Genomic DNA, 26,928 nt, shown 5'->3' with positions numbered 1-26,928 from the left:
TATGGCCACGAGTTACCGCTGATATATGAAAAAATCAAACAGGGAACCTGTCATTTTACCCAAAATCATGGCGAGCAGTAATCCAAACAAATAAGGTTTCATGCCCAATCGTTTGGCTAGCACGGGCAGTACATTGAGTACCTCAGTGAGCGCTGCGGCCAGCAGACCGATGAACACGCCACAGAATAAACCAACGATTGGGCTGAGCAGCAACACCCCATGCATTTTCCAGTGCCAGAAGTCCGCCACTGTCCCAAGCAGTGAACCACCAATTAGCGCCCCTTCGTACCAGTGAGTTTTGTCATACGATTGCGTAAGTTGAGCCAATCTGGGAATCATATCGAGCACCAGAATAAGCGCAATTACGCCGCTCCCTACGGCAATTCCCCCTGCAATACCCAATACAATGCTGATTGCTCCATTAAGAACGCTCATCCGCATTCATCTCCCTGCGTTCCTGCTCGTGCATCCGTTCGCTTTCTTCAATCACCACATATTTATCTACATTTTGCTGGTATAGGAACATCTCCACTTCAAGCGGGGTAGGCTCCTCATTCCACTTTTTCTTGAACAAATGATTAAAAAATACTGCCATTCCGAATCCAATGCCAATGGAATACGCCACTTGAAACAGATAGGGATGTTCGTCCCGATGCCCAGTAAGCATCTCCACAATACGAATTTGTACTTCCTGCATGTTCACATCGGCATGAAAATTCATAATGGTTAAGGCCGATCCGAAGAACAGCAGCAGCCAAACCAATATGAACAGAGACTTGGAAGGTTGACCATTTCCCGCAATGACTTCAACCAACGTATGGCCTGATCCTATCAGTTCCACACTTACCTCCGGCAAGATGTGCCGAATTCGGGGAATTATCTGCAATATATCAATGAGGATCAGATTGCCATCCTCCGGTCCAGGGCGTAGCAGTTCAAGCTCCAGTAGCCTGACCTCTTGGTCTTCTGAAGAGGTCAGTACATGTGCAATGTCTCCAAGCTTGACTGCTCTGCCCCTCTGGATGCGAATACGGCTGCGCAGACGAATATAGACCATTGGAGTGGGTGTCTGGGACATCCATAGCACTCCTTTACTGCGTAATTTAGGTTAGTATTTGAAGAATGTGCAAATTTATTACAGTCTGGTTGGAAAAAGATCGTGAGGTGGGTGGACGCTGCGGGATGGATCGGTCATTGGTCGCTGTTATCCCCGGATTTCTTGAACTCTCCTTTTCAAGGAGGAAATCCGGTGCTAAAGGCGAACGCTTCGCTCCTTTTGACCGATTCCATCCCTCCGCTACCCATCGTCCTCCCGTTTCCAAAGGTTTGTAATAAATATGCTGGAGGAGTAGGCAGGAAGGGAATTGAAAGATGAGCTTTTTGGGGTTACTTTATACGCTCTCCTTTTTACCCCGACTTGAGGCGCAACTAGTGCGGAGCATTATTTTACATATCAAAAAAGTCGCCGTATGGGCGACTCTTCGATATCAGTAGATAAGTTCACTGATCATGTACAATAACTCAACAATTATGTTATTTTTCTCTTTTGTTCAATTCACTTCTGAATCGTAAAGGGGTTGAATTCATTGTTTTGCGGAATTGGTTAATGTAATAACTCGTGCTGTTAAAACCAACCTCATAGGCAATTTGGGTGATACTACGCTCGGAGAGTTGCAATAGTTCAATGCTTCTTTGGATGCGGTACTCTATCACGTATTGCATGGGTGTGGTTTTCAGGATTTGCTTGAAATAACGGCATGTCTCCGATCGACTTAACTGTCCAGCCTTTGCAATATCTTCAAGCTTAATTGGATCGGCATAATTGAGATTAATCCATTGCAACATGTCTTTCATTCGGTTGTTTCTGCTCATCTCTGATGGATCATGTTCAAGAGAATATCCGTTCATAATCAGCAGTTTCCACATATTAAGCACCGCAGAAGCAACATTCACTTCGTAAAAAGGAACTTGGTGCACTAGCTCCTTTCTAATCCGTGCAACAGCATCCAAGATCTGTTCTCCCCAAGCGTTAGCTCTTTCGATATACAGAAAAGGCAAATTAGTTGCTGTTACATATGGATGTACGTACTTTATATACAAATCCGAAGGCATAATAACGTGTGGGGACAAATTCAGACATAAATAAATGCAGTTCTCGCTCACCCCGTGATCTTCGGCCATATGCATTATTCCACTGTTGATAAAAATCCCGTCACCTTTGGACAAAATCATCTTTTGATCGTTGATATGAAACAACGCCGTACCCTGAAGAACGGCAACAAACTGCAATTCATCATGCCAGTGGAGAGGAATATGTCTGTGAACATTTTGAACAATGGTTGTCTCATAACAAGCTATAGATAATGTATCGGTACGGTGTTCCGTCATTTCTTTCAAATGTTGATCAATGATAAATTCGATCTTCTGCATGGCCCTCATCTCAATATAGTTATATTTTTAAGTGTAATATTGATATAAATGTATCGTATTTCTCCTTAATATAACACTATTCTTATATTTAAGGTGAGGCGAACAAGAATGACAACTTCTGCAAAATCCAAAATTTCAGGTATCGTACTCGTTCTGACGGGAGCCATCTGCTGGGGCATTGGGGGTACGGTATCTCAAAAACTGTTTCAACTGGATGGAATTGAGGTCAATTGGTATGTCACTGTACGATTGTTGATTGCCGGGTTACTATTACTGGTTATTCAATCGTTTACAAATGGACGATTTCAGATTTTTGATGTATGGAGAAATAAAAAAACGGCTGGGCAGATGATCATTTTCGGATTGGTGGGCATGCTCGCCGTTCAGTATACGTACATGGCATCCATTAAACACGGCAATTCGGCGGTGGCTACACTCCTGCAGTACCTGTCCCCTATCATGATCATGATTTACATCGCACTCCGTAAGCAGTCGGTCCTCACACGCAATGACCTTGCATGCGCCGTTCTGGCTCTCAGTGGGTGTTTTCTCCTGCTCACGAATGGCTCGCTTACGCAGTTATCTGTCTCCTCGCTCGCAGTGATATGGGGACTGTTATCTGGGGTTTCAGCAGCATTTTATACGTTGTATGCCGTGCAACTGATTAAAAAGTTCGATTCACTTGTTGTGGTCGGCTGGGCTATGATCATCGGTGGTTTGGGAATGAGCTTTATTCACCCGCCCTGGAAAATGAATTTTGCTAACATCACGCTTGAAACCTACGGATATTTGATATTTACGATCCTTTTTGGAACCATGATTGCTTTTTGGTTTTATATTGCGAGTCTCAAAAGTCTTACACCTAAGGAAACTAGCCTGCTTGGGAGCGCAGAGCCGCTTGCCGCTGTTGGAACAACCGTCATATGGCTCCATGAACCTTTTGGCTTCTATCAATGGATTGGTATGGCATGTATTCTTGGCATGATGCTGGTCATGCAGTCCAATCGTTCGAGATCTGCCCGTATTAACAACAAATAACCTCCCTCGCCATAATGCGCGATAGAAGGTTGTTAGTTGTCGTATATTGGTGTATAAACGCCAATACTGTTGGTGCAACCCATGAAATCACTGCGCGATCTGGTCGCGGATGGATTGCAGTATTTTTTTCTCCAGACGTGATACCTGCACCTGAGATATACCCAACCTGCTGGCAACCTCGGACTGGGTCTGATCCCGGTAATACCGAAGATAAACGATTAACCGCTCCCGCTCGCTGAGACCACCGATGGCTTCGTTCAGCGCCAGTTTGTCAAACCAACGTTCCTGAGACTCGTCGGCAATCTGATCCATTAACGTAATGGGATCACCGTCATTCTCAAATACCGTCTCATGGATGGAGGTCGGTGGTTTGTTCGCTTCCTGGGCAAATACGACTTCCTCCGGGGTTACCCCCAGCTCTGCGGCAACTTCCTTAATCGTTGGTAAACGATCCAGATGTTTGGACAGTTCGTCCCTTTTTTTGCGGACTTTATTCGCCATCTCTTTCAGTGAACGACTGACCTTAAGGGTACCGTCATCCCGCAGGAATCGCTGGATTTCTCCGATGATCATCGGTACCGCGTAGGTTGAAAACTTCACGTCATAACTGAGATCGAATTTGTCCACTGACTTGAGCAGACCGATACAACCAATCTGGAACAGATCTTCCGGATCATATCCCCTGTTCATAAAACGCTGTACGACGGACCAGACGAGTCTGATGTTGCAGTTCACCAGCGTATCCCGTGAGACATGGTCACCCGACTGACTGAGCGCAATCAGCCGTTTGACCTCGGCATCGTCCAAATAGGTCTGTGAAGATGGTTTCACTTCAGCATCCATAAGAACACCAACCCCTAATTATACAATGCTTTCTTGGATTCAATCCTTTTTTTCATCTTGATGGAGGTGCCTCTGCCGGGCTCACTGCTGACTTCGAATTCATCCATAAAGTTTTCCATAATGGTGAAGCCCATGCCCGACCGCTCAAGTTCGGGTTTGGACGTATATAGCGGCTGCTTGGCCAGTTCAAGATCTTCGATTCCTTCACCGCGGTCTTCCACAATGATTGTGATCATGTCTTCCCGAATCTCCGCCTGGATGGACACCACACCCTCGGAGTTGTTGTTGTATCCGTGGATGATGCTGTTGGTCACGGCTTCCGAAATGACCGTTTTCAGGTCACTGAGCTCGTCCATCGTTGGATCAAGCTGGGAGATAAACGCAGCAACGGTTACCCGTGCAAACGACTCATTCTCTGACTTGGCCGCGAATTGCAGATTCATGAAATTTGTCCCTGTTCCTTCATTCATGAGACGACCTCCAGACCTGAGAGAGCAGTTCCCTCATTTTCGTATATCGGCATAATCTTAAACAGCCCCGACATTTCCAGCAAACGGTACACTGGCGAATTGACGTCACAGACCACCATCTTGCCACCTTTATTCTTAATGAGCTTGTATCTTCCCAAAATGACACCTAGACCTGAACTGTCCATAAATTGCAGATCTTTCAGGCTGAGTACGAGATGCTCGCTTTGTCTCCGCTGGATAGCTTCATCCATCTGCATCCGTACCATGTCAGCTGTATGGTGATCCAGCTCCCCGGATAATCGTACAATCAGAATCCCGCGATGGTGTTCCATTTCCACATGCAAGTTCACGTTTGCTCACTCTCCTCCCTGTCTTAGAACAAGGATTTCTACGCTTCCGAAGGCTTTTCCTGCCCCCCGACAAAACTAGAAGAAAACCCCTATTTAACTACAAAATATGTTCGAAGGATGTGTGCAACTCGCGGAAATCGCCGTTTAGTCAAACAGATTGGACGTTGTCCGCTTGAACAGCTTCCACCAGCCAGCCTTATTCACATCCTGCGGAGCCTGAATGTCGAACTCCTTAATGACGTCGTTGCCCTGGTAAACAACCAGTTTACCTATACTTTGCCCGGCTTTGATCGGAGCTTTCAATTCTTTGGCAACCAGCAATTCATGCCGGATGTCGTTGGATTTGGCTCCTTTGCGCATCAGCACACTATAATTTTGCGTGGCATTCAGAGGCAATTCGGCAACTTCACCTTTTTCGATCTTCAGACTACCCAGCAGATCCCCTGCCTTATAGAGAGCCTTCATCGTATATTGACTGAACGCATAGTCAAACATCGAAGATACTTCGCTGTTCCGTGTTTTAGTATTTGGTTCACCAAGTACCACGGAAACGACACGCAATCCATCCTTGGACGCTGTTGCGGAGAGACAGAACTTCGCTTCGGATGTGTAACCTGTTTTCAAACCATCTGCCCCTTCATAAAAACGAACCAGCTTGTTTGTATTCACCAGCCAGAAGGGCTTTTCCGTATCTTTGCGAAGGTAATCCTGATATGCACCGGTGTACTTCGTAATCCCGGAATGTTTCAGCAGTTCACGGCTCATGACGGCAATGTCATGGGCGGAAGAATAATGATTATCGACCGGAAGGCCGTTACAGTTGGCAAAATGAGTATCCTTCATGCCAAGCTCCTTCGCCCGCTCATTCATCAGCTGTACAAAAGCTTCTTCCGAGCCAGCGATCTTCTCAGCCATCGCTACCGAGGCATCATTGCCCGAAGCCATCGCGATCCCTTTTAACATATCGTCGACCGTCATTTCTTCCCCAGGCTCCAGAAAGATCTGCGAACCGCCCATGGAAGCTGCGTATTCGCTCGTTCTTACTTTGTCGGTCAGCTTCAGCTTACCCGAGTCGATCGCTTCGATTGTAAGCAGCATGGTCATAATCTTTGTAATGCTCGCTGGAGGCAGCTGATCATGACTGTTTTTCTCATAAATGACCGTTCCCGTGTCTGCATCCATTAAGATCGCAGAGCGCGCCGACGGGGCCAGATCAGTTCCTCCCGCTGCCTTCGGTGTTTCTTCAGCCAATGCTGTTGATGCCATAAGGGACAGCAGGATACAAAGGGTCATGAACGATGCCATTATTCTTTTCTTCACAAGGTTACCTCCTCAAATGACTTGCTTACTGCATGTTCCATGCATGTACTGCTAATCATTGTCGGCCCGTTTCCAGTAAATTATTCCATGTAAAGCATGATTTCCCGAACTTTTATTGAAAATGTGGTCATAGCCAAAAAAAACGCACTGCACTCAAGGAATGAGTAACCGTACGTTCAACACAACAAAAAAAGGTTACCCCCCTATGATTTCTCATCTAAAGAGGTAACCTTATCTACTCAAATCTTGCTTACATTTGTGGAATAACTGCCACTACCAGCGCCAGGAACGACTCACGCACACGTTCCGTCGTCTCCATAACCTCATCATGTGACAGCGGCTGGTCCAGAATTCCAGCAGCCATGTTGCTGATACAGGAAATACCGAGTACTTCCAGGCCCGCGTGGCGTGCCACAATCACTTCAGATACAGTGGACATGCCCACTGCGTCTGCGCCCAATGTACGCAGCATTCTGATTTCTGCCGGTGTCTCATAGTTCGGACCGAGCATACCTGCGTATACCCCTTCACGTACGTTAAAACCTTGTGATGCAGCCGTATCCTTCGCCAGCGCACGCAAACGGCGGCTATATGCTTCGGACAGATCCGGGAAACGCACGCCCAGTGCAGCGTCATTTGGTCCGATCAGTGGATTTTTGCCTGTGAGATTCAAGTGATCCGAGATCAGCATCAAGTCTCCAGCTTCATACGACGTATTCACGCCGCCTGCAGCATTGGTTACAAGCAGGCTGCTTACACCCAGTTCTTTCATAACCCGTACCGGGAAAGCTGTCAATTCCGGACCATATCCTTCGTACATATGGAAACGGCCTTTCATCATCACGACTGGACGACCTTTAATGGTTCCGACCAATAGTTCACCTTCATGTCCTTCTACTGTGGACACTGGAAAATGCGGAATATCCTGATAAGCAATACTTACGCCATCTTCAATCAGTTCTGCCAGTACGCCAAGACCTGAACCCAAAATCAAACCGACTTCCGGCTTGATGGAGCTTTTGCTTTGAATATAAGATGCTGCTTCCGAAATCATTTGTTGGTTTAATGCTCTCATGCGATGTATGTTCCTCCTTGAGTTGAAACGATCCGTCTTATGTATAACGGCGTTTGGATGTATTCAATTTATTTTATCCTAAATCGGCCCAATGTTCCGCATTTATTTGTGAATGCCATGCGTCAAAATCTATCTTGCCCTCGGATGATGGGTTTCATAGATTTCTTTCATGGTTTTGCGACCATGATTGCCATATTGTTGTCCAGGCTGCTCCACGTGACCCAGCATGTCTTGAACCGCACGTGTATCCGCCCCATTGGCAATCAGGTGTGCTGCAAAAGAATGACGAAGGGTATGCGGCGTAATTTCTTCCGAGATTCCCGCATCCACCGCCGCTTTTTTGAGCAGCTTCCAGAAGCCCTGCCGGGTTAAACGTCTACCAGATACATTCACGAATAGTGCCTGCTCGTCCGAATCGGTTTTGAGCAACTTGTTGCGGAATTCCTCCACATATACACTTGCCCAATGTGCAGCTGGTGCACCAATGGGAAGGATACGTTCCTTGCCCGCCCCACCGCATCGTATAAAGCGCATCCCTGGCTGTACATCCCGAATGTCAAGGGCAATCAGTTCCGAGACCCTAATGCCTGTAGCATATAACAGTTCAAGCATCGCTCGATCTCTCACACCCTGCGGTGAACGAGTATCAGGCGCTGTCAAAAGTTGTTCGATCTCTTGGATACTTAACACCTGTGGTGGCGTCTTGTCCGCCTTTGGAGCTTCCACATCAAACGTAGGGTCCTGTATAATATCACCCCGTCGCATCAAAAAATGAAAGTAGGAGCGCAGAGATACGATGCTGCGGGCAATGGTTGCATTGGCACGTCCTGCCTGTTTGAGCTGACCTGCAAACAGGACGACATGTGTACGTCTGACCTGGTCGGCTTCGCGTATGCCATATTCCTTATCTGCAAATTCAATGAACTTGTCCACGTCTCGGAGATACGATTCAAGCGTGCTGCTCGACATCCCTTTATCATCTTCCAAGTATAAGGCATAGGCGTGTATCGTCTGTTTCATGTACAACGCTCCTCAACTGACAGATCTGCCGCTCTGGCAGACTGCTCCCGTATTTGCATCCCTGGCTGTTCGAAGCTACTCCCCGTACCAATAGAACAAACGGAGACGCTCTGCCATCGTAGGACGTCCTTCTCCATTACCCGGCCAATCCGTTTCCTGAAATACTTTGATTGCATTGCCAGTTGGCATCTGATACTGATCCACAGGTGAGATCCAGCCATTAAACAGATCCAGAACATGATAGAACAGATAAACTAATGCAGCAAAAAATATAATAAATCGAATAAAACGGAGCCCTCTCCGCACTGATATAATCATGGGCGCGTCCCCTCCTGATTCGAATCCGGTAATGTCCTTGAATCAGGGTATGTCCATAAACACAGGTTTATGCCATTTGGGCGAAACTCCAGATCATGTCCGGTGCCAAAAAAGCTCTCCCGTCAAAACCGCCGGTGAGAGCTTGAAGATATGCTATGTTATTCTTCATCTTTGGGTTTCTGTTCATTTTTAGCTTTGCAACGATAACAAATTCCATGAAAGTCCAGTCGGTGATCTACTACCGAAAAGTTGAATTCCCGCTCCAAACGCTCTTCAAGCGGTCCAAGCCAGTCTTCACGTATTTCATCCATACTTCCGCATTGAACACAGATTAAGTGATGATGGTGATGCTTGGATGTATCTCCGCGCAGATCATAACGCGCTACACCGTCGCCGAAGTTGATTTTCTCTACAACATGCAGCTCACTCAGCAGTTCGAGGGTACGGTACACGGTTGCCAGACCGATTTCGGGAGCCTTTTCTTTAACGAGCATGAATACATCTTCTGCGCTCAGATGATCTTCTTCATTCTCAAGAAGTACTCTTAAGGTGGCTTCCCGCTGGGGCGTTAATTTATATCCTTGGGACTGTAGTTGCTGCTTAATTTTATCAATCCGTGCTTCCATTTTCTCCCTCCCCCTAGGAAATCACTGCACACTGCAACTTAACCCACTCTTTTCATTATAGGGGGAGTGCGTAATTAAAGTCAACATTTTACACTATACGGTGCACGTTAGGCCGGTAGTAACATTGGCGTGACCCAACGCATCATTGCAGGTGTAACCCATGTTTCAAAAGACGCCACGCCGAGCAGCAATGCAGCCATAACCAAAGTTAACACTATATATGAAGCAAAAGGCCTTTGTCGACCAGGTGTTCGCTGCATCAAAACACGATTACGAATGATGTATAACGAGAACGTCATCGCCGCTACACTGCAGATCAGGAGGATCGGAATGACAAATAGATTATGCGGGGCCACGGACACCAGTGCAAACAGTAGCCCTTTCCAGGAATACTGTCCAACAAGGTACCCCACTGTGAATCCAATGAGCACACCTTTCAAAAAATCCAGAACCAGTATACCGGGTAGTCCAACGACGGATAAACCCAGAATAAAGATCAGACCCACCCATTTCAGATGGAGCATGGCAATGTCCCAATATGCCCCGGTCTCAGTCACTTGTGCACTGTGCTGCACGGTCATGAAGAAATTACCGAGATAACCCTCCAGATCCTGACGTTGCTCGAGAGACAATGCGTTCACCATGAGCGCGCCAAAAATGACGCCGACCAGAAACAAGACGGCCACGAATACATATAACGAAGTCTGACCTTTAAATGTAAAGTAGGAAGAGCGCATACAGGTACGAGTCCCCTTTCCGGTATCATGCTGCAAGGATTTTCATTTACATCCTCATAGTCATTCTTATGAACCGGAATGCACCTGTATGACTTCTTGTCCAGATTGGACCTCTGTAAAGCGAAAGCTATATGAGTTGAACTAAAGATTATTTACACCGGTCACTCCGAGGCTTTTTCCTGAACAGCAACCTTTCCGTACGTACCGCCACCTCCGGAGGACAGCTCCAGTTGTCCGTTCCGTGCAGCCACAATCAAGCCTGCCAGCACAGGTCCAACAACCGCAGCAAGCTCTTCCTCACGCGTGCGATGAAGTACGTTCATTTCTGTACCAAAATGGTCCAGTAGCTGGCGCAGTTTGGCTTTGCCAAGTCCCGGAATGAACTCCAGTGGCACCTGATAATGATAGGCTGGTCTGTTTGCAGGAACATGAGGACTCTCTCGATCAGAGATCGCCAGGATGCGATCCAGCACCCCCTGCACCAGCTTCAGACTACCACAGTGCGGACAACGCTCTGCCGACATCGCTTGCTCGTCCATAATGCTGCCACATGCTGCACAGTAAGTACGGTGATATTTGCCTAGCCTTGGATTCAGTCCATAATTGGCAGCTATGCTCCTGCCGGCTTCTCCTTGAAGTGCCATACGGAATTCATCAAAAGAAGGGGCAGCAACTTGCAGTTCGTTATACTCCCGTCCAATCTTACCGAGTGAATGAGCATCCGAATTGGTCAGAAAAGGGACATGATCCAACTCCCGAATATAACTGGCCATGGATGAGTCCGAGCTTAACCCCAGCTCTACCGCATCCACGAGGCTAGTATCCAGCACTTCGCCCATACGGGGGGCTGTACTGCCATAGATGCCTTTATGCGGTGTAAACACATGTGCAGGCACAATAAGTCCCCCACGTGCCTTAATCTCGGCCTGCATCTCTAGAGCGGGCACGTACACCCGCTGAGAACTGAGATTCACATTTTTCATATAACGTTTCATCCAGTCCGTGAAGGACTTCATCGTTTTCAAATCACGGAAGTACGCCAGCATATGGAACTCACGCATTCCAGGCTCGCGCAACTCAATCTCTGTACCCAACAGAATGGTGGTGTCCTGGTAGGCAATACCGCCGCCCTCAATCTCGGACATGGTGCCACTCTCCAGCAATTGCTCAATATCCATCTGTACAACCGGAGAATGACAATCAATAACACCAAGCAAATGAATTCCTTTGCGATCCGATGCTTCCCGGGCAATATTCTCAAATGTCAGATCACGACTGCCGCTGATTTTCACGGCCTCCCCACGTGAGGTTCGTCCGATGTGGATATGCAGGTCTGTATAACAGGGCTCCCACATCGTGGACGTTTCCAGTTGATCTTGCATCCTTAGAACCGTCCTGTCGTTCTGTAAAGGTCCCACGCGTACACGGCCATCATCGTTTTGGCATCGCTAATCCGGTTCTCGTCCATAAGCGCATAAGCTTCCTCCAGAGTTATTTCGGCAACTTCAAGGAATTCATCTTCGTCCAGCGCCATGTCCCCTGCTTCCAACTCTTCAGCGATGTAAAGATGAATGATCTCATCTGCGAACCCCGGTGACGTGTAAAACGAACGCAAATGACGCAGCGACTTGGCTACATATCCCGTCTCTTCTCGCAATTCACGTGCTGCGGCAACTTCCGGCTCTTCTCCCGGGTCCAGTTTTCCCGCAGGAATCTCCACTTCGGTGCGTCCCATTGCCTGACGATACTGATCCACAACAAGCATGCGATCCCCATTCAGAGCGAGTACAGCTACCGCTCCAGGGTGCCGGATTATCTCACGTGTAGCCGTCTGGCCATTCGGTAGTTTAACGGTATCGACTTGAAGCGAAATCACTTTGCCCTCGAAGATTGGCTTAGTGGATACGGTCACTTCATCTAGTTTTGGATTGGCAGGTTGCGCCGCGTGGATGGATTGGGCAGATTGATTTGGTTTCATTGGTTCTTCAACTCCATATCGTAGGATTATATATTTGGTTAATGTATATATCTCTGATTTTGGGCATATGGTGAGCGTATAGGATTCTCACAGCAAATATAAACGAATCAGGGGGACTTTCAATGAACAGTTATATGACGCCTCAATCCTTACACGTGGTAGGACAAGCACGGCAAGTACAGCTCATACTCAAACAATGGTTACGCGAGTGGGGCCCTGATGCCAAGTTAATCGATCTCCTCGCTGGACGTAAATGAATGGGTAATCGATCCATTGTTTCATTTTTGACCCTAAATTAACTCCCTTGAAATATAACATGAATTCACAAAAAGTCCGAATCCGTACAAACCGGGTTCGGACTTTTGTCTAACAACATGTGAGGTAACATGTGCTCTATATTATTTCTTGTCAGCTGCCGTTTCCTGAATAATAGCTACGACTACCTGGGATAACTTCACAATGTCTTCGGCACGAATACGTTCTTTGGTTGTATGAATATCCTCATACCCTACCGCCAAGTTCACTGTTGGAAGGTCGAATCCGTTAAAGATATTGGCATCACTGCCACCACCGGAAGCAAACGTACTTGTCTCCAGCCCAATACTGCGGATGGCACGCTGTGCAAGTTGTACAACTTCGTGTTCATCATGGAAGCCAAATGCAGGGTAAAGGATCTCACTTCTGAATTCAGCTGTTGCACCGTATTTGCGACATGTCGTTTCCAACGCGTCACGCATCTGTGCAACCTGCAATTCAACTTTCTCCTGCACAATACTGCGAGCTTCCGCTTCAAGCTGTACAAAGTCACATACCACGTTGAGTGCTGATCCACCTTGGAATTTACCGATGTTCGCTGTCGTCTCATCATCAATTCTGCCCAGTGTCATCGCAGCAATAGCTTTTGCGGCAACCTGAATGGCGCTGATCCCGTCTTCCGGGTTCACGCCCGCATGTGCGGACTTACCATAGATGCTCATTTGAATTTCAGCTCTGGCTGGTGCAGCAACACAGATCGTGCCTACAGCTCCATTAGAATCCAGCGCATAACCGAACTCGGCATCGATATCCTTCGGATTCATTGCACGTGCGCCCACCAGGCCAGACTCTTCGCCGACCGTAATGACAAATTGAATTTTACCATGTGGAATCTTGTTTTCCTGGATCACACGAATCGCTTCAAACAATGCCGCAATCCCTGCTTTGTCATCTGCTCCCAGGATCGTTGTTCCATCACTGCGGATCCAGCCATCTTCACCCAGTTCAGGCTTGATTCCCTGTCCCGGCGTCACGGTGTCCATATGACATGTGAAAAAGATCGGTGCAACCCCTTCAGTTCCTTCAGCTTCCCAAGTAATGACGAGGTTTCCGGCGCCATGTCCGGTTTGCTCCATGGTATCATCCTCATAGACATGAAGCCCGAGATCTGTAAACTGTTCTTTTAACACCTTGGAGATGTTCTGTTCATTTTTCGTTTCACTATCAATCTGCACCAGTTCCATGAACTGATCGATAACACGTTGTTGTTTAATCATAGGACTTTCCTCCCTCTCGTAGATACGGTACAATACAATTACTATGGCTTGTTTATTTTATGAGGTTGTTCAAAAAGTCCAGTTTTGATTACGAAGGATGCCTGGCGGCATCATCAGCATCGAATATGGAATTCAGCCGAAATAAGCGGGAGGCTTACGAAGTATGTTTCCTTTGGAAACATTGTGGTTGCTCACGTAGTTTTCCCTACGCTCCGCTACTCCATTTCTAGCTTCATCCCATCTTCTTGGTACTGAAAACCAGTCTTTTTGAACATACACTTTATGTTGAAAGGAGTTCTTTCATCCATGCAAAAAAAGAAATGGTTCAAAATCATCATCTATCTCATGCTGATCGCCATGATCGGGTCCACCCTTTTCATAGCTCTCGAACCGTTGCTGTTTGGATAGCAACCTAAAGCCTTTCGACGACCTGTTTACAGACGTTGAAGGGCTTCTTTTTCCGTGACCCAATTAATTTGATATTGAAAAATACGATTAAAGTACGGAACAATCTCCTGCGCTACTTGCTCCACCGCATAGGACTTGCCCGTTATATCCTCCAGTGAGGTAACGCCATACTGTTCAATCCCACAAGGAACAATCCCCTGAAAACCTGCATGTTGAATGCCTGAGCTGATGTTAAAAGCAAACCCGTGACTGGTCACAAAACCGCGGCGGTGTTTGCAACGATTAAACTTGATGCCGATTGCAGCAATCTTCATATCACCAATCCACACACCCGTGTAACCCTCTTTGCGTCCAGCTTCAATGCCCTGGTCTGCGAGATAATCCATAAGCACCTGCTCAAGTTTCCGTAGATAGCCGTGCAGATCCAGGTCTTCATCCCGACCAAGAATCAATAACGGGTAACCTACCAACTGGCCCGGGCCATGATAAGTAATATCACCGCCACGGTCAATTTGAAACAAAGAAATCCCTTGCTCACGCAACTCTTCCGGACTGAGAAGCAGATGCTCCGGATGATTTTGTGAGCCGATCGTATACGTTGGTGGATGCTGTAAAAGCAACATCTGCTCCGCTCCCTCGCCCTCGTCCAATCGTTGCACAATCGCTTTCTGGCGGTTCCAAGCCTCTTCATAATCAAGCAATGGTATGTATGCAACATCCAGCGGCTTGCTCATGATTCCCCACACCCTTCTGCTTCAGGTTCAGTGTACAATTGAGCACCTGTCCGTAGACAGCAGGAAAAGTGCACGGCCTCCGGCACATACACTTTCCCGACAACTATTTACTTAATACACCTTGGTATCCATGGTATATCCTTCAAGGTTTTCTTTGACACGTTGCAAGAAACGTCCGCTGATTACACCATCCAGGATTCGGTGATCCAACGACAGACACAGGTTAGCCATCGAACGAACGGCGATCATATCATTAATAACCACTGGTTTCTTGACAATCGACTCGAATGTAAGAATGGCTGCCTGCGGGTAGTTAATGATTGGCTGGGACAGGATCGAACCAAATGAACCGGTGTTGTTCACCGTGAACGTACCACCTTGCATATGGTCCAGCTTTAACGTACCTTCACGTGTTTTGCGAGCCAGTTCATCCACTTCACGGGCCAGACCTGCGATATTACGCTGATCGGCATGTTTGATTACGGGTGTCAGTACAGAATCTTCGGTTCCTACCGCCATGGACAAGTTGATGTCCCGTTTGACGATAATTTTGTCCACTGCCCATACCGAGTTCATGATTGGGTAGTCTTTAATCGCGTTAACGACTCCCTTCATCATGAAGGACAGATATGTCAGATTGATGCCTTCCTTACGCTTGAATTCATCCTTGAGTTTATTGCGCAGCATCACAAGATTGGTTACATCCACTTCGATCATTGTCCATGCATGCGGGATTTCCGATACGCTTTGACGCATATTCCGGGCAATGGCATTACGCACAGGGGTAACATCGATGAAATACTCCGATCTTCCCTGGCCGCCACCTTCCACTTCGATCTGTGGAATTTTCGGACTTTCGGTTAGATGAATGCCTGAATGTCTCACAGGAACACCTGCATCGGACGCTGAGATCGCTTCTCCAGCGGTCAAACCCATTTCTCCATTTCCACGATTCACTCCGCTGAATGGAGAAGCAGACGGCATACTAGAAGGTGTATGCTGTGCTACAGGAGATGATGCTGGTGCAGACGATCCAACCGCGTTACCTCCCTGTGCAACAAATGTCAGCACATCTTTGCGGGTAATACGACCACCGGCACCGGTGCCTTGGATGCTTTGCAAGTTCAAGCCATGCTCTGCTGCCAAGGATTGCACTGCCGGGGAATACCGATTACGCATCGGCTGGTTCGGATCATGTCCTGCTGTATTTGACGCGGCAAGAGGAGTGGGGCTCGCATGTTGCTGCACTTGCTCCTGTTGCTGCGATACTTGTGTTACTTGCTCAGCCGCTTCTTCGTCAGAAGCTGCGACCTGCATGCGGCAGATTGCTTCACCAACAGCAATCGTTGTGCCCTCTTCCACCAAAAGGTCACCCATTATTCCATCCACAGTGGATGGAATCTCGGCATTAACTTTATCAGTGATTACTTCACAGATCGGCTCGTACTGTTCCACACGGTCGCCCGGTTTTTTCAACCATTTGCCTATGGTAGCCGAGACCAGCGATTCCGCCAATTGCGGCATAATGACCTCGATCCATTTCATACGTTCAGCCATTTGATTATCACTCCAAACTTTACTTTTAAACGATCCAAAAAACGAAATTAAAACTCGGCAAGTGTACGCATTGCTGCTTTGGCTTTGTCTTTGCTCAGCATGTAGAATTTCTCCAATGTTGGGCTAATTGGCATGGCCGGCACATCAGGTCCGCAGAGACGCTGAATCGGTGCATCCAGTTCAAATAGACATTCCTCACTAATAATCGCGGCAACTTCGGCACCTACACCACCCGTTTTGTTATCTTCGTGTACGATCAGCACTTTGCCTGTCAGACGAGCGGAAGCTATAATCGCTTCACGATCCAACGGCTGCAATGTGCGCAGATCGAGAACGTGTGCTGTAATGCCTTCTTCACGCTCCAGCTCCTCAGCAGCCTGCATGACAAAATGCAGCGGCTGACTGTAACCGATCACCGTAATATCCGCACCCTCACGAAGTACGTTGGCTTTACCAATCGGAACGATGTAATCATCTTCAGGCACATCTTCCTTGATAAGTTTGTAGCATTTTTTATTTTCAAAAAAGAGTACCGGGTCCGGGTCGCGAATAGCGGCCTTGAGCAGTCCCTTAGCATCGTATGCCGAGTAGGGAGCTATAATTTTCAGACCAGGTGTACCAAAGAAAATCGATTCCGGACATTGGGAGTGATACAACCCACCGAAGATCCCACCACCAATCGGTGCGCGGATAACAATCGGACAGCTCCAGTCATTGTTGGAACGATAGCGGATCTTCGCCGCTTCACTAATGATCTGGTTGGTTGCCGGCAACATGAAGTCCGAATATTGCATCTCGGCAATCGGCTTCATGCCATACATCGCTGCACCAATGGCAACACCTGCAATAGCGGATTCAGACAAAGGTGTGTCCATCACTCTCATTTCGCCAAACTGATCTTGCAGCCCTTTAGTTGTGGTAAACACACCACCTTTGAGACCTACGTCTTCACCAAGGATAAAAACATTCTCATCCCGTTCCATCTCTTCTTTCATCGCGAGACGGATTGCATCAATATATTCCATCACTGCCATACTTACCGTCCCCCTTCTTCGCTGTCCGCATAAACGTGCGTCAGAGTGTCCTCAGGTTTAGGATATGGCGCGTTGTCTGCATATTCAGTTGCTTCTTTCATTTCCAGCGCAAGCTGGGAAGCCAGATCCGCATCCCGGGCTTCGTCCCAGATGCCACAATCGATCAAGTAGTTCTTCATACGAGGAACGCCATCTTTCTTCCAGTTCTCCTCAACTTCCTCTTTGGTCCGGTAAGCCAGATCATTATCGGAGGTGGAATGAGGTGACAACCGATACATCATCGCTTCAATCAGTGTCGGGCCTTCCCCGGCTATGGCACGGCGACGTGCTTCCTTCACTGCAGCATATACTTCTAATGCATCATTACCATCTACACGTAGTCCGGGGAAACCGTATCCTTGTGCTCGATCGGATATTTTGCCGCTCAACTGTTTATGAATCGGTACCGAAATTGCATATTGATTGTTCTCACACATAATAATGACAGGCAATTTATGCACACCTGCAAAGTTGGCTCCCTCATGGAAGTCACCCTGATTGCTTGATCCTTCGCCAAACGTAACAAAAGAAACAAATTCTTGCTTCTTCATTTTGGCAGCCAGCGCAAATCCAACAGCGTGCGGAACCTGTGTTGTAACCGGGCTGGAACCCGTCACAATCCGTAACTTTTTGTGACCGAAGTGACCCGGCATTTGCCTACCGCCACTATTCGGATCTTCCGCCTTCGCAAAAGCAGACAACATCAACTCACGCGGAGTCATGCCTACCGCCAGTACAAAACCGTAATCGCGGTAATAAGGTAAATAATAATCGTGATCCCGATCCAAACCAAAAGCAGCGCCTACTTGCGCAGCTTCCTGTCCTACACCGGATACGTGAAAGTTAATTTTGCCAGCCCGTTGCAAGAGCAAGCAACGCTCGTCAAACTTGCGCGCGAGCAGCATGTATTTGTACATATCCAATACTTCACCATCGCTAAGTCCCAGCTGTTGATGCCGGTGGACCGCGTCTGCAGTACCTTGTGAACTCATATGAGGTACCTCCTTTTAATCAGAGCCTGTGCCACTCTTACTACCCGATCTTATAACCTGGTACTAAGACTTGGCTTAACCTTATTATAATCCCTTTTACCCAAAAAAGGAAAGGACCTTTCTCATAAGCTTGTTTGGCTTACATTCCAATGGCCTTTCCATCGACCGCCAACATGGCTTCACCCATAATTTCAGACAGAGAAGGGTGCGGATGAATGGTTTGTCCGACTTCCCAAGGTGTGGCATCCAGCATCTGAGCCAGAGAAGCCTCAGCGATTAATTCCGTCACATGGGTGCCAATCATATGTACCCCCAATATATCATTCGTCTTGGCATCTGCGATCACCTTCACGAATCCATCCCGACTTCCGTGAATGAGCGATTTGCCAATGGCCGAAAATGGGAACTTGCCTGTTTTAATGTCATAGCCACGTTCTTTGGCTTCACGCTCGGTGAATCCGATGCTTGCTGCTTCCGGGCGTGTGTACACACAGCGCGGGATACGGTGGGATTCTACGGCATGTACCGTTTCGCCCGCCAGATGTTCGACAGCGAGAATGCCTTCATGACTTGCGGCATGTGCAAGCTGCAAACCGCCGATGCAGTCACCAATGGCGTAGATGTGACCTTCACCGGTCTGTAACTGTTTGTTCACAGCGATGAACCCACGCTCCAATTTGATATCTGTATTTTCAAGTCCGATATTTTCCACATTAGCTTGACGTCCAACCGATACGAGCATTTTCTCCGCTCTCAGCGTTTCCTGTTTATCTTCACCAAGCTGCACATCAATCTGGATGCCCTCTTGATCTGTGCTATATGTTTCCGTTAGAACAGTGGCACCTGTCAGGAAACGAACACCTCGTTTGCCGAGCAATCGCTGCATTTCTCTGGCAACATCCTCATCCTCGGCAGGCAACACGTGAGCAGCTGCTTCTACTACTGTGATGTCTACGCCAAAGTCATTCAGCATGGATGCCCACTCCAGTCCAATCACACCCCCACCGACAATGATGAGTGATGCAGGAAGTTCATCCATACGCAGTGCTTCGTCGCTGCTCATTATGAATTTGCCGTCCGGTTCCAGGCCCGGCAGCACACGAGGACGCGAACCAGTGGCAATGATGAGATTGGTTGGTACAACCGTATCCATCTCGCCATCTTCGAACTCTACAGCGACTGCTCCGCTCTGCGGTGAGAAGATGGATGGTCCGATGACGCGACCTTTCGCGTGTACAACCTGGATTTTATTTTTTTTCATCAAATATTGAACGCCCTGATGGAGCTGTTCGACAATTGCATCCTTGCGCGCCTGTACTTTGGGAAATACAAGTGTAGCTCCAGCTGTCTCGATACCATACGTCTCGCTCTCCTGGATTTCGGCGTATACTTCCGCACTTTTCAGCAAAGCCTTACTCGGAATACAGCCACGATGCAGACAGGTACCGCCAAGCTTGTCCTTCTCAATGATAACAACCTGTTTTCCCAGCTGTGCAGCCCGGATCGCGGCTACATATCCACCGGTTCCTCCTCCAAGAATTGCAACATCACATGTAATTGGCATCTCTCATGCTCTCCTCTATGAATCAAATTTCAATATAATTTATGATGGCTTAAATCATGGTTTAGCTTATACCCTCTATATGCCATTGTACTCTCCTTGAGCGGTCAACTCAAAGTTTGAACCAATCACACATGGACAGCCTATGCATTCCAAGCTATGATGGAATCAGGTATGATCTGTAAGCGTAACCTTTATTTAATGTCGACTTTGGCAGAAAGGGTATAATGCTCATGAATACAAGATTGGTCTTTGCGCGATTTTTGGCAATTGTTGTTCTGGTCATCCCCGGGTTAATGGCTATGAAGGGTTTTCTGATGATGAAAGATGCCCTGTTCCTATATTATGCCGAGCACGGGAACGAACTGATTTCACCAGGATTCCAGTGGCTTTCCTTTGGCGGTGGACTTGTCCTTTTTGCCGCAGGTATGAGTTTTCTGGGAGGCTGGATCTTGTTCCGTGACCGCAAGCGTAATTATGTAGGTCCCCGTTTCCGGTCCAAAAGTGTACCCGAAAAAGCAGAGACGCCCGGAAGGACTCCATGAGTCCGGGCTTTTTGTGTGTTTATACAACACACCGCCTACTTTACATAGACAGGATGGATCATCATGGTATCATTTCTAATCACGTTACAACGATTGCTCAAAGGCATTTTCCATGCGTTCAAAGACCCTAAGTTTCTGGCTCTGTTCGCGTTAACGGCAGCAACGTTGCTATCAGGCACTTTATTTTACACTCGTGTTGAAGGTCTGCACTGGATCGATGCGTTATACTTCTGTGCGGTTACCCTGACTACGGTGGGACATCCTGAATTTGTGCCAACCACCGGATTCAGCAAAGCCTTTACCGTAATTTACATGTTTGCAGGCATTGGTCTCACCTTTGCCATGATTGCCAGAATTACAGCAGGTATTCTATTCCCTCGCAAATTAAAGACAGAAGAGGACCCGGAGTAATCTCCGGGTCATTCGTATAAGGCATCCCGCAGTTTGGTAGACATACGTGATTCTTTGGAAGAAGACTTCAAGATCGTTCTACGCAAGGTAAGGTTACTTGCCTGCAGTCTCTCCGCTTCTGCGAGCAGTTCTGCAAATAACGCCTGCGCCGCTTCATCTAGAGATCCCTGTTCTTTCAGGCTTTCATATCGCTCTTGAAGTGATGATAATGCTTCACTCATACTAAAACACCTCTTTTCACAACTCCTGTTAACTAGCTGCCGTAACCAATACCTTAACATTCCATATAGTAACACAAAGCTGCGCAGATTAGTTCTGGCTCTTTCCAAAGATTTTGTGGTACTCTGTAAAGGTCGCTTTTTTTGTTGAATCCCGTATGTGAGAGGAGTAGCAGCACCGTGCAAACAGGACGTATTACCGTAATTACTGGACCCATGTTCAGTGAAAAATCCGGTGAACTCATTCGCCGTTGTCAGAAATTAATACAATTTGGCCGTAAAAAGGTTGTGGCCTACAAACCAGCCGAGGATAATCGGTTTGCCCAGGACGAGATCGTAAGCCGAATTGGTTATCGACTCCCTGCCCATTCCATTCCCCGGCAATTAACCCCGGAATCCGTAGAAATGATCTTGAACCAAACCATAGATGCTGATGTTGTTGCATTTGATGAAGTACAATTTTTCAGCAGTGCCATTATGGAACTTGTCTCGGAGTTAGCGTATTGTGGCAAACATGTCATTGTGGACGGACTTAATATGGATTACCGTGGTAAGGAATTCGGATATGTCGGTGGTTTGCTTGCCATGGCAGACGACATTGAGAAACTCTCGGCTTTCTGTGCGGTATGTGGTAGCCCGGATGCAGCCTTTACGCAACGTATCGTCAATGGGGAGCCTGTTACCTTGGGTCCGGTTGTCATGATTGGCGATTCAGAAGCTTACGAGCCACGCTGTCGTTGCTGCTTCATTCCTCCTCACAAAGTTGAATGCTCATCATAATTCCTAAAAGATAGATCTTAGATATCTTCCAAAAAGGCCCCTTGGGGCTTTTTTTGTTATAGAGCAAACATTCGTACAAAAAAGCACCGCTTCGCAGCGATGCTTCCAGAGTCACTTCCCGCTAGTCCCGGGAAACAAAATATTTGTTGGTCATGTAGTAAGCGTCACCACGCGACGTTTCCACCATTCCTTTTTTGGCATCCAAAAATACAATTTCTTTACACTTTGTACAGTACCATTTTGTGCGCTTGTATGGGGATTCCGTCACATAAGCCGTGCCACATTTACAATCAATCTTCATTAATAACTCGGTTGATTTATAAGCACTGGACAAGCGTTCCAGGTTATCCTGCTGCTGTGTAGGCATAATGGTCTGCTGATAATCCGATAAATGATTTTGAACCTTGAAGTCTGCTACCAATCCTGCATTCAATCCAAAAAACTCCTTGCCGATTTCGGTCACGAAGCGCTTCTCATTTCTGTAGCAATCCAGCCACTCAATAATCTGCTTATTAGACAGTGGAACCGTACCCTTGATACCGCTGTTTAAGGTGTAGGTCATGATGTATAAAGTATCGTCTTGTCTACCTGAGTACATTAGAATCCTCCTTCGAATACATTTGCTAATGTACTACAAAAACGCGCATAAATCAAAAAATTCTTATTTCCTGAGCGCATCTCTTCTTATTAAATGGGAAACATTCCACGTTCATCCGCTAAAGACTTACAAGAACTGCATACACCTGAAACATTTCCCTGTGGCGCGGCATAATGCACGACCGATTTAACGTTTTTCTTGCATATGGAACAGTAGTGCCTCCTTTCCTTTTTTGGGATATAATCCGATAGCTTAACCACGTTTTTGTTCGGTCGGAATCGTTGTAAGAAACCCGGCCATTTCATCTCGCTTCACTCTTTCTTGTTCGTCTACTTCGTAGTCATTTTTTTACTCTGGGCTAATAATCATCTCGTCTTTTTTTATGTATACGATTCCAAGTTGTGCGTGCCTATCTCATAATCTATTCGACGTTTTGAGCGTTTTTCCTGTTTTTAATCTCTACACATATAAAAAAAACCGACAGAACCTGCTCTCCTTTTTTTCGGAAGAACAGTATTTTAGTCGGTTCCAGCCTTATTTATAAAAAGTTCCCAGAACGTCCAGCTCTGATGAACGCTCAATTCGAAATGGATAGATATACCCCTGATTCATTCGGGTAAATTTGCGGCTCCACAGATCCAGTCCCGATGTGAACTGATAGGCCTGATATATAAACTTGGAGCAGTAATTGCGCTCAATACTGCGCAGATTGGTCTGCAAACGGTAGAATTTTACCTGCTTGTAATGGTCGTGTACCCACCCCGCTGCTTTCATTCCTGCCTCATTCAATCTGGAACGGAATACAATGAAACGATCTCCTTCATAAAATCGCGTCAGATACCACTCTAATGAATCAGCAAATACAGGCCCATAAGGGTGCACATGATACACCTTGCCGTCGAGACCGATAATACCCATATGCCCGGCGTAATACGTCGATTCCGAGCTTGGCGTGTACACAATATCCCCTGGCTCTAGCTTCATCTCGCCCAACGCGTTAATAGGCAAGTCCTGATGCAGCCGTTTGGCTGCTGAACGTTCACGCCGCCCTTCAACCAACAAGCGATGAAGCGCGCCAGCCAGTGCGAGATACATTTCAGACCATTTGATCTTTTTTTTATCAGATCGTTTGAACCACCGCTGGATGAAGGTGAAGCCTCGTTGTGGCTGTGATCCCTTTTTCATACGCTGCACTCCACTCTGATCTAGTTATTGTATCTATATAAGTTGAAATAAAGTTTATTTACACTGACACTACGATGACAGAACAATCTTCCAATCGCTGTTATCCCCAGATTTTTTCGATTCCCTTTTTCTTAAGGGAAAATCCGGTGATAAAGGCGACCGCTTCGCTTTTTCAGATTTTTTCTGTCCTCTCCGTTAACGGTAAATGATTATTTCAACTTATATAGTGTCATTCTACAGTTTATCAGCCTTATTATAGACATTTGGTGGTTCATGTTCAATTCTAAGCGTGTTCTATCTTGTGCCATTATGCCTTCTTATTACCCATTTTATGCAAAAAAGATGACTTCGGAATGAACTGAGGCCACTGAAAAAGTCCAACATCTATAAACAGATATCCCTCCTCATTTTTTTGAGGAGGGATATCTGTTTTCCTGTATAATTAAATGATTAATTTCAGGTGGTGTCTCGGATGATTTCAAACCAACAATCTCTTAACCTTAGTGCATTTATGGACATATACGATATCGTCGTACCTAAAGATAATATGCTTCGTCAAATCAATGATCTCGTAGATTTTTCATTTGTTCAGGTAGAATTGCAACATAGATACTGCCTCGACAATGGTCGCAATGCAGTGCCTCCCATTCGAATGTTTAAATACCTATTGTTGAAATCCATTTTCGATGTATCCGATGCGGATGTTGTGGAACGTTCTAAATATGACATGTCCTTTAAGTACTTTTTAGATATGGCGCCTGAAGATGAAGTCATTAATCCTAGTTCACTAACGAAGTTTCGCAAGCTTCGCCTGAAAGATGTGAACCTCCTCGACATACTTATTCAAAAGACCATGGAGATCGCGTTGGAAAAAGAAATTATCAAAAGCAGTGCAATTATTGTGGATGCCACCCATACGAAAGCGCGATTTAATCAGCTATCACCCAAAGAAATATTAGTGCAAAAGTCTAAGTTGTTGAGAAAATCCGTTTACAAGATCGATGAAAAAATGAAGGATAAATTCCCACCGAAAACAACGACGAACGAATTATCTGATGAACTGGACTATTGCCAAAAAGTTGTAGATACAGTAGAAAAAGAAGAATCCCTCCGTGAATACCCAAAGGTGAAAGAAAAGCTGAACTACTTAAAAGAAATCATAGCTGATCACCATGAGCACTTTCAACTCAGCAATGATCCAGATGCACGAATAGGTCACAAAACGGCAGACTCCTCGTTCTTCGGTTACAAAACACATTTTGCTATGAATGGAGAACGAATTATTACAGCTGCGGTAATTACGACTGGTGAGAAAAGTGATGGAAAACAACTCCAAACTCTCATTGAAAAAAGTCGCGACACAGGTATGAAGATCGATACCGTCATTGGAGATACTGCCTATTCTGAAAAAGATAATATTCAATATGCCAATCACAAAGAACTACAATTAATATCAAAATTAAACCCTAATATCACACAAGGAACTCGTAAAAAAGAAGATGAATTTGAGTTTAATAAAGATGCATGTATGTACGTTTGTAAAGCTGGACATATGGCGATTCAAAGAGCGCGCACAGGTAAGAAAGGTATGAATAATAACCAAAAGAATACCTACATGTTTGACATTGAAAAATGCAAAGTATGCCCAATGAAAGACGGGTGCTATAAAGAAGGTGCGAAAAGTAAAACCTATTCTGTAACCATCAAATCGACCGAACATAAGGAACATGAGGCATTTCAAAATAGCGATAGTTTCAAAGAAAAATCAAAAGAACGTTATAAAATTGAAGCGAAAAATAGCGAACTCAAGCACAGACACGGGTATGATGTTGCATCGTCCTCGGGTCTTGTTGGCATGCAAATGCAAGGTGCCATGGCCATATTTACTGTTAATCTCAAGCGAATCATTACACTCATGAAAGACTCAAAGTAAAAGGATAGAGAAAAAGGCTATATTCCGTTCCAATGTGAACGAAATATAGCCTTTTTGATTTAAAATGAATCTTAACAATTGAAATGGTAAGTTTTTCAGTGGCCTCGAATGAACTCGAAGTCATCTTAATATAACCGATCGAAGACCTTTATTCTTCTACAACGCCAAGGGCTTTATTTTTCTCCTTGAAACGACTGTTATGGGAAGAAACATAAGCCACTTTCTCCGCTTCAGGGTCCATGTAAAGCTTCGCACTGTTTACCGCTAGGGCTGCATCAGTGAAAGTACCCGCAATCAGGTACAGTTTGCTACCATAATCTACAAAATCACCTGCGCCAAATACGCCGGGAACATTGGTTTGTAATCTCTCCGTTGTAGTGACATGCCATTCGCCAAGATCAAGTCCCCAATCCCGGATTGGACCAAAGTCACTCTTCATGCCATGGTTTACAATGACAGCATCGACTTCAAGCAGTTCAGTTTCACCTGTGTCCACATGTGAGATGGTCACCTGTTCAATCACATCACCACTCTTACTATGCAAGGTCTCTACCGCGTAAGGTGTACGGACATCTACAGAGGATTCTCTCATACGCAGTACATTACGCTCCAACCCGCCAAAGCGGTCACGACGATGCACAACCGTAACTTGCTCTGCCAGTGCTTCCAGTTCATTCGCCCAGTCCACAGCAGAGTCGCCTCCACCCGAGATTAGCACACGTTTACCACGGAATGGCTCTAGTTCCTGCACAGTATAGTGCAGATTGCTAACCTCATAGCGGTCTGCACCTTCAAGCTCCAGCTTGGCCATTTTATATATACCATATCCGATTGCCATAATGACGGTACGTGTCCAGTGTTGCTCACCTGTTGCAGAAGTTAACAGAATTGTGCCATCAGGTTGACGCTCGAATCCTTCGATCTGTTGTTCAAATACGAGGGTTGGCTCAAAAGTCCTTGCCTGTTCTTCCAATTGTTTGATCAGATCTTCACACAGAATTGGCGTCACACCCCCGACATCCCAGATCATTTTCTCCGGATAAAAGAGCATGCGACCTCCCAATCTGTCACGTGCCTCAATCAACTTGGTCTTCATATCCCGCATGCCGCTATAAAAGGCAGAGTACATGCCCGCAGGGCCACCGCCGATAATGGTTACATCATAAAGTTCCAACTGCTGATTCATATTAAAAATA

General features: G+C 46.3%; 31 protein-coding genes. 7 read left to right on the top strand and 24 right to left on the bottom strand.

The annotated features are described in order from the left end of the window. Positions 1 to 12: 12 nt before the first annotated feature. The 3 genes from MHI01_RS30000 to MHI01_RS29990 all read right to left on the bottom strand — a co-directional run bounded on the left by MHI01_RS30000 (position 13) and on the right by MHI01_RS29990 (position 2,430). Positions 13 to 441 (bottom strand): stage V sporulation protein AB, encoded by a 429-nt coding sequence (locus tag MHI01_RS30000; protein WP_026080996.1) that lies wholly within the window; start codon positions 439 to 441, stop codon positions 13 to 15. After that, a complete protein-coding gene (locus tag MHI01_RS29995; protein ID WP_036607850.1) occupies positions 422 to 1,078 on the bottom strand; it encodes a stage V sporulation protein AA in 657 nt (218 codons plus the stop codon). Before MHI01_RS29995 ends, MHI01_RS30000 begins: the two co-directional genes overlap by 20 nt. 455 nt (positions 1,079 to 1,533) lie before the next feature. After that, the gene (locus MHI01_RS29990; protein WP_340984749.1) at positions 1,534 to 2,430 is read right to left on the bottom strand and encodes a helix-turn-helix transcriptional regulator; all 897 of its coding nucleotides are present in this window, start codon (positions 2,428 to 2,430) and stop codon (positions 1,534 to 1,536) included. 108 nt (positions 2,431 to 2,538) lie between these two features. Here MHI01_RS29990 and MHI01_RS29985 point away from each other — a divergent pair, with 108 nt between their 5' ends. Further along, positions 2,539 to 3,468 (top strand): DMT family transporter, encoded by a 930-nt coding sequence (locus MHI01_RS29985; RefSeq protein ID WP_340984748.1) that lies wholly within the window; start codon positions 2,539 to 2,541, stop codon positions 3,466 to 3,468. Between the two features lie 87 nt (positions 3,469 to 3,555). Here the strand turns inward: MHI01_RS29985 and sigF are convergent, their stop codons facing one another. The 11 genes from sigF to MHI01_RS29930 form a co-directional block, all read right to left on the bottom strand. Beyond that, a complete protein-coding gene (gene sigF / locus MHI01_RS29980; protein WP_036607856.1) occupies positions 3,556 to 4,311 on the bottom strand; it encodes an RNA polymerase sporulation sigma factor SigF in 756 nt (251 codons plus the stop codon). A 14-nt stretch (positions 4,312 to 4,325) separates the two neighbouring features. Beyond that, positions 4,326 to 4,781 (bottom strand): anti-sigma F factor, encoded by a 456-nt coding sequence (gene spoIIAB, locus MHI01_RS29975; protein WP_036672324.1) that lies wholly within the window; start codon positions 4,779 to 4,781, stop codon positions 4,326 to 4,328. Continuing rightward, a complete protein-coding gene (gene spoIIAA / locus MHI01_RS29970) occupies positions 4,778 to 5,131 on the bottom strand; it encodes an anti-sigma F factor antagonist (protein WP_017687636.1) in 354 nt (117 codons plus the stop codon). The genes spoIIAB and spoIIAA overlap by 4 nt, the downstream gene beginning before the upstream one ends. A 144-nt stretch (positions 5,132 to 5,275) precedes the next feature. Further along, the gene (locus tag MHI01_RS29965) at positions 5,276 to 6,397 is read right to left on the bottom strand and encodes a D-alanyl-D-alanine carboxypeptidase family protein (RefSeq protein WP_235193874.1); all 1,122 of its coding nucleotides are present in this window, start codon (positions 6,395 to 6,397) and stop codon (positions 5,276 to 5,278) included. Between the two features lie 304 nt (positions 6,398 to 6,701). After that, the gene (locus tag MHI01_RS29960) at positions 6,702 to 7,526 is read right to left on the bottom strand and encodes a purine-nucleoside phosphorylase (protein WP_340984747.1); all 825 of its coding nucleotides are present in this window, start codon (positions 7,524 to 7,526) and stop codon (positions 6,702 to 6,704) included. Between the two features lie 129 nt (positions 7,527 to 7,655). After that, on the bottom strand, positions 7,656 to 8,546 hold the full coding sequence (locus tag MHI01_RS29955; RefSeq protein WP_036607863.1) for a tyrosine recombinase: 891 nt from the start codon (positions 8,544 to 8,546) through the stop codon (positions 7,656 to 7,658). Positions 8,547 to 8,621: 75 nt separating this feature from the next. Beyond that, entirely contained in the window at positions 8,622 to 8,864 is a 243-nt protein-coding gene (locus MHI01_RS29950) for a DUF4227 family protein (RefSeq protein WP_017687632.1), read from the bottom strand. A gap of 158 nt (positions 8,865 to 9,022) precedes the next feature. After that, positions 9,023 to 9,490: a ferric iron uptake transcriptional regulator gene (gene fur / locus MHI01_RS29945; RefSeq protein WP_036607866.1), complete on the bottom strand. Its 468-nt coding sequence runs from the start codon at positions 9,488 to 9,490 to the stop codon at positions 9,023 to 9,025. A 107-nt stretch (positions 9,491 to 9,597) separates the two neighbouring features. Continuing rightward, positions 9,598 to 10,227 (bottom strand): stage II sporulation protein M, encoded by a 630-nt coding sequence (gene spoIIM, locus MHI01_RS29940; protein WP_017687629.1) that lies wholly within the window; start codon positions 10,225 to 10,227, stop codon positions 9,598 to 9,600. A 161-nt stretch (positions 10,228 to 10,388) separates the two neighbouring features. Continuing rightward, positions 10,389 to 11,609 carry an endonuclease Q family protein gene (locus tag MHI01_RS29935; RefSeq protein ID WP_051449832.1) on the bottom strand — a complete coding sequence of 407 codons (1,221 nt, stop codon included), beginning with the start codon at positions 11,607 to 11,609 and terminating at the stop codon, positions 10,389 to 10,391. A gap of 2 nt (positions 11,610 to 11,611) precedes the next feature. Beyond that, positions 11,612 to 12,205, bottom strand: coding sequence for an NUDIX domain-containing protein (locus tag MHI01_RS29930; protein ID WP_051447058.1), 594 nt, complete (start codon positions 12,203 to 12,205; stop codon positions 11,612 to 11,614). Between the two features lie 122 nt (positions 12,206 to 12,327). On the opposite strand from MHI01_RS29930, the gene MHI01_RS29925 reads away from it, so the two are divergent. Beyond that, positions 12,328 to 12,462, top strand: coding sequence for a Z-ring formation inhibitor MciZ (locus MHI01_RS29925; RefSeq protein ID WP_100527202.1), 135 nt, complete (start codon positions 12,328 to 12,330; stop codon positions 12,460 to 12,462). 141 nt (positions 12,463 to 12,603) lie between these two features. Here the strand turns inward: MHI01_RS29925 and MHI01_RS29920 are convergent, their stop codons facing one another. Next, the gene (locus MHI01_RS29920) at positions 12,604 to 13,737 is read right to left on the bottom strand and encodes a M20/M25/M40 family metallo-hydrolase (protein ID WP_047843589.1); all 1,134 of its coding nucleotides are present in this window, start codon (positions 13,735 to 13,737) and stop codon (positions 12,604 to 12,606) included. A gap of 306 nt (positions 13,738 to 14,043) precedes the next feature. Between MHI01_RS29920 and prli42 the strand changes: the two genes are divergently transcribed. Next, on the top strand, positions 14,044 to 14,145 hold the full coding sequence (gene prli42 / locus MHI01_RS29915; RefSeq protein WP_017687624.1) for a stressosome-associated protein Prli42: 102 nt from the start codon (positions 14,044 to 14,046) through the stop codon (positions 14,143 to 14,145). 26 nt (positions 14,146 to 14,171) lie between these two features. On the opposite strand, the gene lipB is transcribed toward prli42, so the two are convergent. From lipB to lpdA, 5 genes are all read right to left on the bottom strand, one after another. Beyond that, positions 14,172 to 14,879, bottom strand: coding sequence for a lipoyl(octanoyl) transferase LipB (gene lipB / locus MHI01_RS29910; RefSeq protein WP_340984746.1), 708 nt, complete (start codon positions 14,877 to 14,879; stop codon positions 14,172 to 14,174). 111 nt (positions 14,880 to 14,990) lie between these two features. Beyond that, positions 14,991 to 16,436 carry a dihydrolipoamide acetyltransferase family protein gene (locus MHI01_RS29905; RefSeq protein WP_340984745.1) on the bottom strand — a complete coding sequence of 482 codons (1,446 nt, stop codon included), beginning with the start codon at positions 16,434 to 16,436 and terminating at the stop codon, positions 14,991 to 14,993. Positions 16,437 to 16,483: 47 nt separating this feature from the next. Next, complete coding sequence (locus MHI01_RS29900) at positions 16,484 to 17,470, bottom strand: alpha-ketoacid dehydrogenase subunit beta (RefSeq protein WP_017687621.1); 987 nt, start codon at positions 17,468 to 17,470, stop codon at positions 16,484 to 16,486. A 2-nt stretch (positions 17,471 to 17,472) separates the two neighbouring features. Beyond that, positions 17,473 to 18,501 carry a thiamine pyrophosphate-dependent dehydrogenase E1 component subunit alpha gene (locus MHI01_RS29895; RefSeq protein ID WP_017687620.1) on the bottom strand — a complete coding sequence of 343 codons (1,029 nt, stop codon included), beginning with the start codon at positions 18,499 to 18,501 and terminating at the stop codon, positions 17,473 to 17,475. A gap of 139 nt (positions 18,502 to 18,640) precedes the next feature. Then, a complete protein-coding gene (lpdA, locus tag MHI01_RS29890) occupies positions 18,641 to 20,065 on the bottom strand; it encodes a dihydrolipoyl dehydrogenase (protein WP_340984744.1) in 1,425 nt (474 codons plus the stop codon). 224 nt (positions 20,066 to 20,289) lie between these two features. Here lpdA and MHI01_RS29885 point away from each other — a divergent pair, with 224 nt between their 5' ends. Continuing rightward, a complete protein-coding gene (locus MHI01_RS29885; RefSeq protein ID WP_017687618.1) occupies positions 20,290 to 20,607 on the top strand; it encodes a DUF2627 domain-containing protein in 318 nt (105 codons plus the stop codon). A 63-nt stretch (positions 20,608 to 20,670) separates the two neighbouring features. After that, complete coding sequence (locus MHI01_RS29880; protein WP_036607883.1) at positions 20,671 to 21,018, top strand: potassium channel family protein; 348 nt, start codon at positions 20,671 to 20,673, stop codon at positions 21,016 to 21,018. An 8-nt stretch (positions 21,019 to 21,026) separates the two neighbouring features. Here the strand turns inward: MHI01_RS29880 and MHI01_RS29875 are convergent, their stop codons facing one another. Further along, the gene (locus MHI01_RS29875) at positions 21,027 to 21,239 is read right to left on the bottom strand and encodes a hypothetical protein (RefSeq protein WP_340984743.1); all 213 of its coding nucleotides are present in this window, start codon (positions 21,237 to 21,239) and stop codon (positions 21,027 to 21,029) included. 177 nt (positions 21,240 to 21,416) lie between these two features. Between MHI01_RS29875 and MHI01_RS29870 the strand changes: the two genes are divergently transcribed. After that, positions 21,417 to 22,016 (top strand): thymidine kinase, encoded by a 600-nt coding sequence (locus MHI01_RS29870; protein WP_017687615.1) that lies wholly within the window; start codon positions 21,417 to 21,419, stop codon positions 22,014 to 22,016. Positions 22,017 to 22,137: 121 nt separating this feature from the next. On the opposite strand, the gene MHI01_RS29865 is transcribed toward MHI01_RS29870, so the two are convergent. Next, the gene (locus MHI01_RS29865) at positions 22,138 to 22,614 is read right to left on the bottom strand and encodes a hypothetical protein (protein WP_017687614.1); all 477 of its coding nucleotides are present in this window, start codon (positions 22,612 to 22,614) and stop codon (positions 22,138 to 22,140) included. A 534-nt stretch (positions 22,615 to 23,148) separates the two neighbouring features. Next, the gene (locus MHI01_RS29860) at positions 23,149 to 23,799 is read right to left on the bottom strand and encodes a hypothetical protein (RefSeq protein WP_017687613.1); all 651 of its coding nucleotides are present in this window, start codon (positions 23,797 to 23,799) and stop codon (positions 23,149 to 23,151) included. Between the two features lie 472 nt (positions 23,800 to 24,271). On the opposite strand from MHI01_RS29860, the gene MHI01_RS29855 reads away from it, so the two are divergent. Next, positions 24,272 to 25,732 (top strand): IS1182 family transposase, encoded by a 1,461-nt coding sequence (locus MHI01_RS29855; RefSeq protein WP_340984742.1) that lies wholly within the window; start codon positions 24,272 to 24,274, stop codon positions 25,730 to 25,732. Positions 25,733 to 25,880: 148 nt separating this feature from the next. On the opposite strand, the gene MHI01_RS29850 is transcribed toward MHI01_RS29855, so the two are convergent. Next, positions 25,881 to 26,918: an NAD(P)/FAD-dependent oxidoreductase gene (locus MHI01_RS29850; protein ID WP_282320871.1), complete on the bottom strand. Its 1,038-nt coding sequence runs from the start codon at positions 26,916 to 26,918 to the stop codon at positions 25,881 to 25,883. Positions 26,919 to 26,928 lie beyond the last annotated feature (10 nt).

It is taken from the genome of Paenibacillus sp. FSL M7-0656, from assembly GCF_038003225.1.
Classification (GTDB): domain Bacteria; phylum Bacillota; class Bacilli; order Paenibacillales; family Paenibacillaceae; genus Paenibacillus; species Paenibacillus amylolyticus.
Note: the sequence above shows the minus strand (reverse complement) of the source record. Positions and strands in the feature narration are given on the sequence as shown.

Excerpts from the sequence above, each read along its gene's own strand:
- MHI01_RS30000 (WP_026080996.1), bottom strand. The coding sequence starts at position 441 with ATGCGGATGAGCGTTCTTAATGGAGCAATCAGCATTGTATTGGGTATT.
- MHI01_RS29995 (WP_036607850.1), bottom strand. The coding sequence starts at position 1,078 with ATGTCCCAGACACCCACTCCAATGGTCTATATTCGTCTGCGCAGCCGT.
- MHI01_RS29990 (WP_340984749.1), bottom strand. The coding sequence starts at position 2,430 with ATGCAGAAGATCGAATTTATCATTGATCAACATTTGAAAGAAATGACG.
- MHI01_RS29985 (WP_340984748.1), top strand. The coding sequence starts at position 2,539 with ATGACAACTTCTGCAAAATCCAAAATTTCAGGTATCGTACTCGTTCTG.
- sigF (WP_036607856.1), bottom strand. The coding sequence starts at position 4,311 with ATGGATGCTGAAGTGAAACCATCTTCACAGACCTATTTGGACGATGCC.
- spoIIAB (WP_036672324.1), bottom strand. The coding sequence starts at position 4,781 with ATGAATGAAGGAACAGGGACAAATTTCATGAATCTGCAATTCGCGGCC.
- MHI01_RS29965 (WP_235193874.1), bottom strand. The coding sequence starts at position 6,397 with ATGGCATCAACAGCATTGGCTGAAGAAACACCGAAGGCAGCGGGAGGA.
- MHI01_RS29960 (WP_340984747.1), bottom strand. The coding sequence starts at position 7,526 with ATGAGAGCATTAAACCAACAAATGATTTCGGAAGCAGCATCTTATATT.
- MHI01_RS29955 (WP_036607863.1), bottom strand. The coding sequence starts at position 8,546 with ATGAAACAGACGATACACGCCTATGCCTTATACTTGGAAGATGATAAA.
- MHI01_RS29950 (WP_017687632.1), bottom strand. The coding sequence starts at position 8,864 with ATGATTATATCAGTGCGGAGAGGGCTCCGTTTTATTCGATTTATTATA.
- fur (WP_036607866.1), bottom strand. The coding sequence starts at position 9,490 with ATGGAAGCACGGATTGATAAAATTAAGCAGCAACTACAGTCCCAAGGA.
- spoIIM (WP_017687629.1), bottom strand. The coding sequence starts at position 10,227 with ATGCGCTCTTCCTACTTTACATTTAAAGGTCAGACTTCGTTATATGTA.
- MHI01_RS29935 (WP_051449832.1), bottom strand. The coding sequence starts at position 11,609 with ATGCAAGATCAACTGGAAACGTCCACGATGTGGGAGCCCTGTTATACA.
- MHI01_RS29930 (WP_051447058.1), bottom strand. The coding sequence starts at position 12,205 with ATGAAACCAAATCAATCTGCCCAATCCATCCACGCGGCGCAACCTGCC.
- MHI01_RS29925 (WP_100527202.1), top strand. The coding sequence starts at position 12,328 with ATGAACAGTTATATGACGCCTCAATCCTTACACGTGGTAGGACAAGCA.
- MHI01_RS29920 (WP_047843589.1), bottom strand. The coding sequence starts at position 13,737 with ATGATTAAACAACAACGTGTTATCGATCAGTTCATGGAACTGGTGCAG.
- prli42 (WP_017687624.1), top strand. The coding sequence starts at position 14,044 with ATGCAAAAAAAGAAATGGTTCAAAATCATCATCTATCTCATGCTGATC.
- lipB (WP_340984746.1), bottom strand. The coding sequence starts at position 14,879 with ATGAGCAAGCCGCTGGATGTTGCATACATACCATTGCTTGATTATGAA.
- MHI01_RS29905 (WP_340984745.1), bottom strand. The coding sequence starts at position 16,436 with ATGGCTGAACGTATGAAATGGATCGAGGTCATTATGCCGCAATTGGCG.
- MHI01_RS29900 (WP_017687621.1), bottom strand. The coding sequence starts at position 17,470 with ATGGCAGTGATGGAATATATTGATGCAATCCGTCTCGCGATGAAAGAA.
- MHI01_RS29895 (WP_017687620.1), bottom strand. The coding sequence starts at position 18,501 with ATGAGTTCACAAGGTACTGCAGACGCGGTCCACCGGCATCAACAGCTG.
- lpdA (WP_340984744.1), bottom strand. The coding sequence starts at position 20,065 with ATGCCAATTACATGTGATGTTGCAATTCTTGGAGGAGGAACCGGTGGA.
- MHI01_RS29885 (WP_017687618.1), top strand. The coding sequence starts at position 20,290 with ATGCTCATGAATACAAGATTGGTCTTTGCGCGATTTTTGGCAATTGTT.
- MHI01_RS29880 (WP_036607883.1), top strand. The coding sequence starts at position 20,671 with ATGGTATCATTTCTAATCACGTTACAACGATTGCTCAAAGGCATTTTC.
- MHI01_RS29875 (WP_340984743.1), bottom strand. The coding sequence starts at position 21,239 with ATGAGTGAAGCATTATCATCACTTCAAGAGCGATATGAAAGCCTGAAA.
- MHI01_RS29865 (WP_017687614.1), bottom strand. The coding sequence starts at position 22,614 with ATGTACTCAGGTAGACAAGACGATACTTTATACATCATGACCTACACC.
- MHI01_RS29860 (WP_017687613.1), bottom strand. The coding sequence starts at position 23,799 with ATGAAAAAGGGATCACAGCCACAACGAGGCTTCACCTTCATCCAGCGG.
- MHI01_RS29855 (WP_340984742.1), top strand. The coding sequence starts at position 24,272 with ATGATTTCAAACCAACAATCTCTTAACCTTAGTGCATTTATGGACATA.
- MHI01_RS29850 (WP_282320871.1), bottom strand. The coding sequence starts at position 26,918 with ATGAATCAGCAGTTGGAACTTTATGATGTAACCATTATCGGCGGTGGC.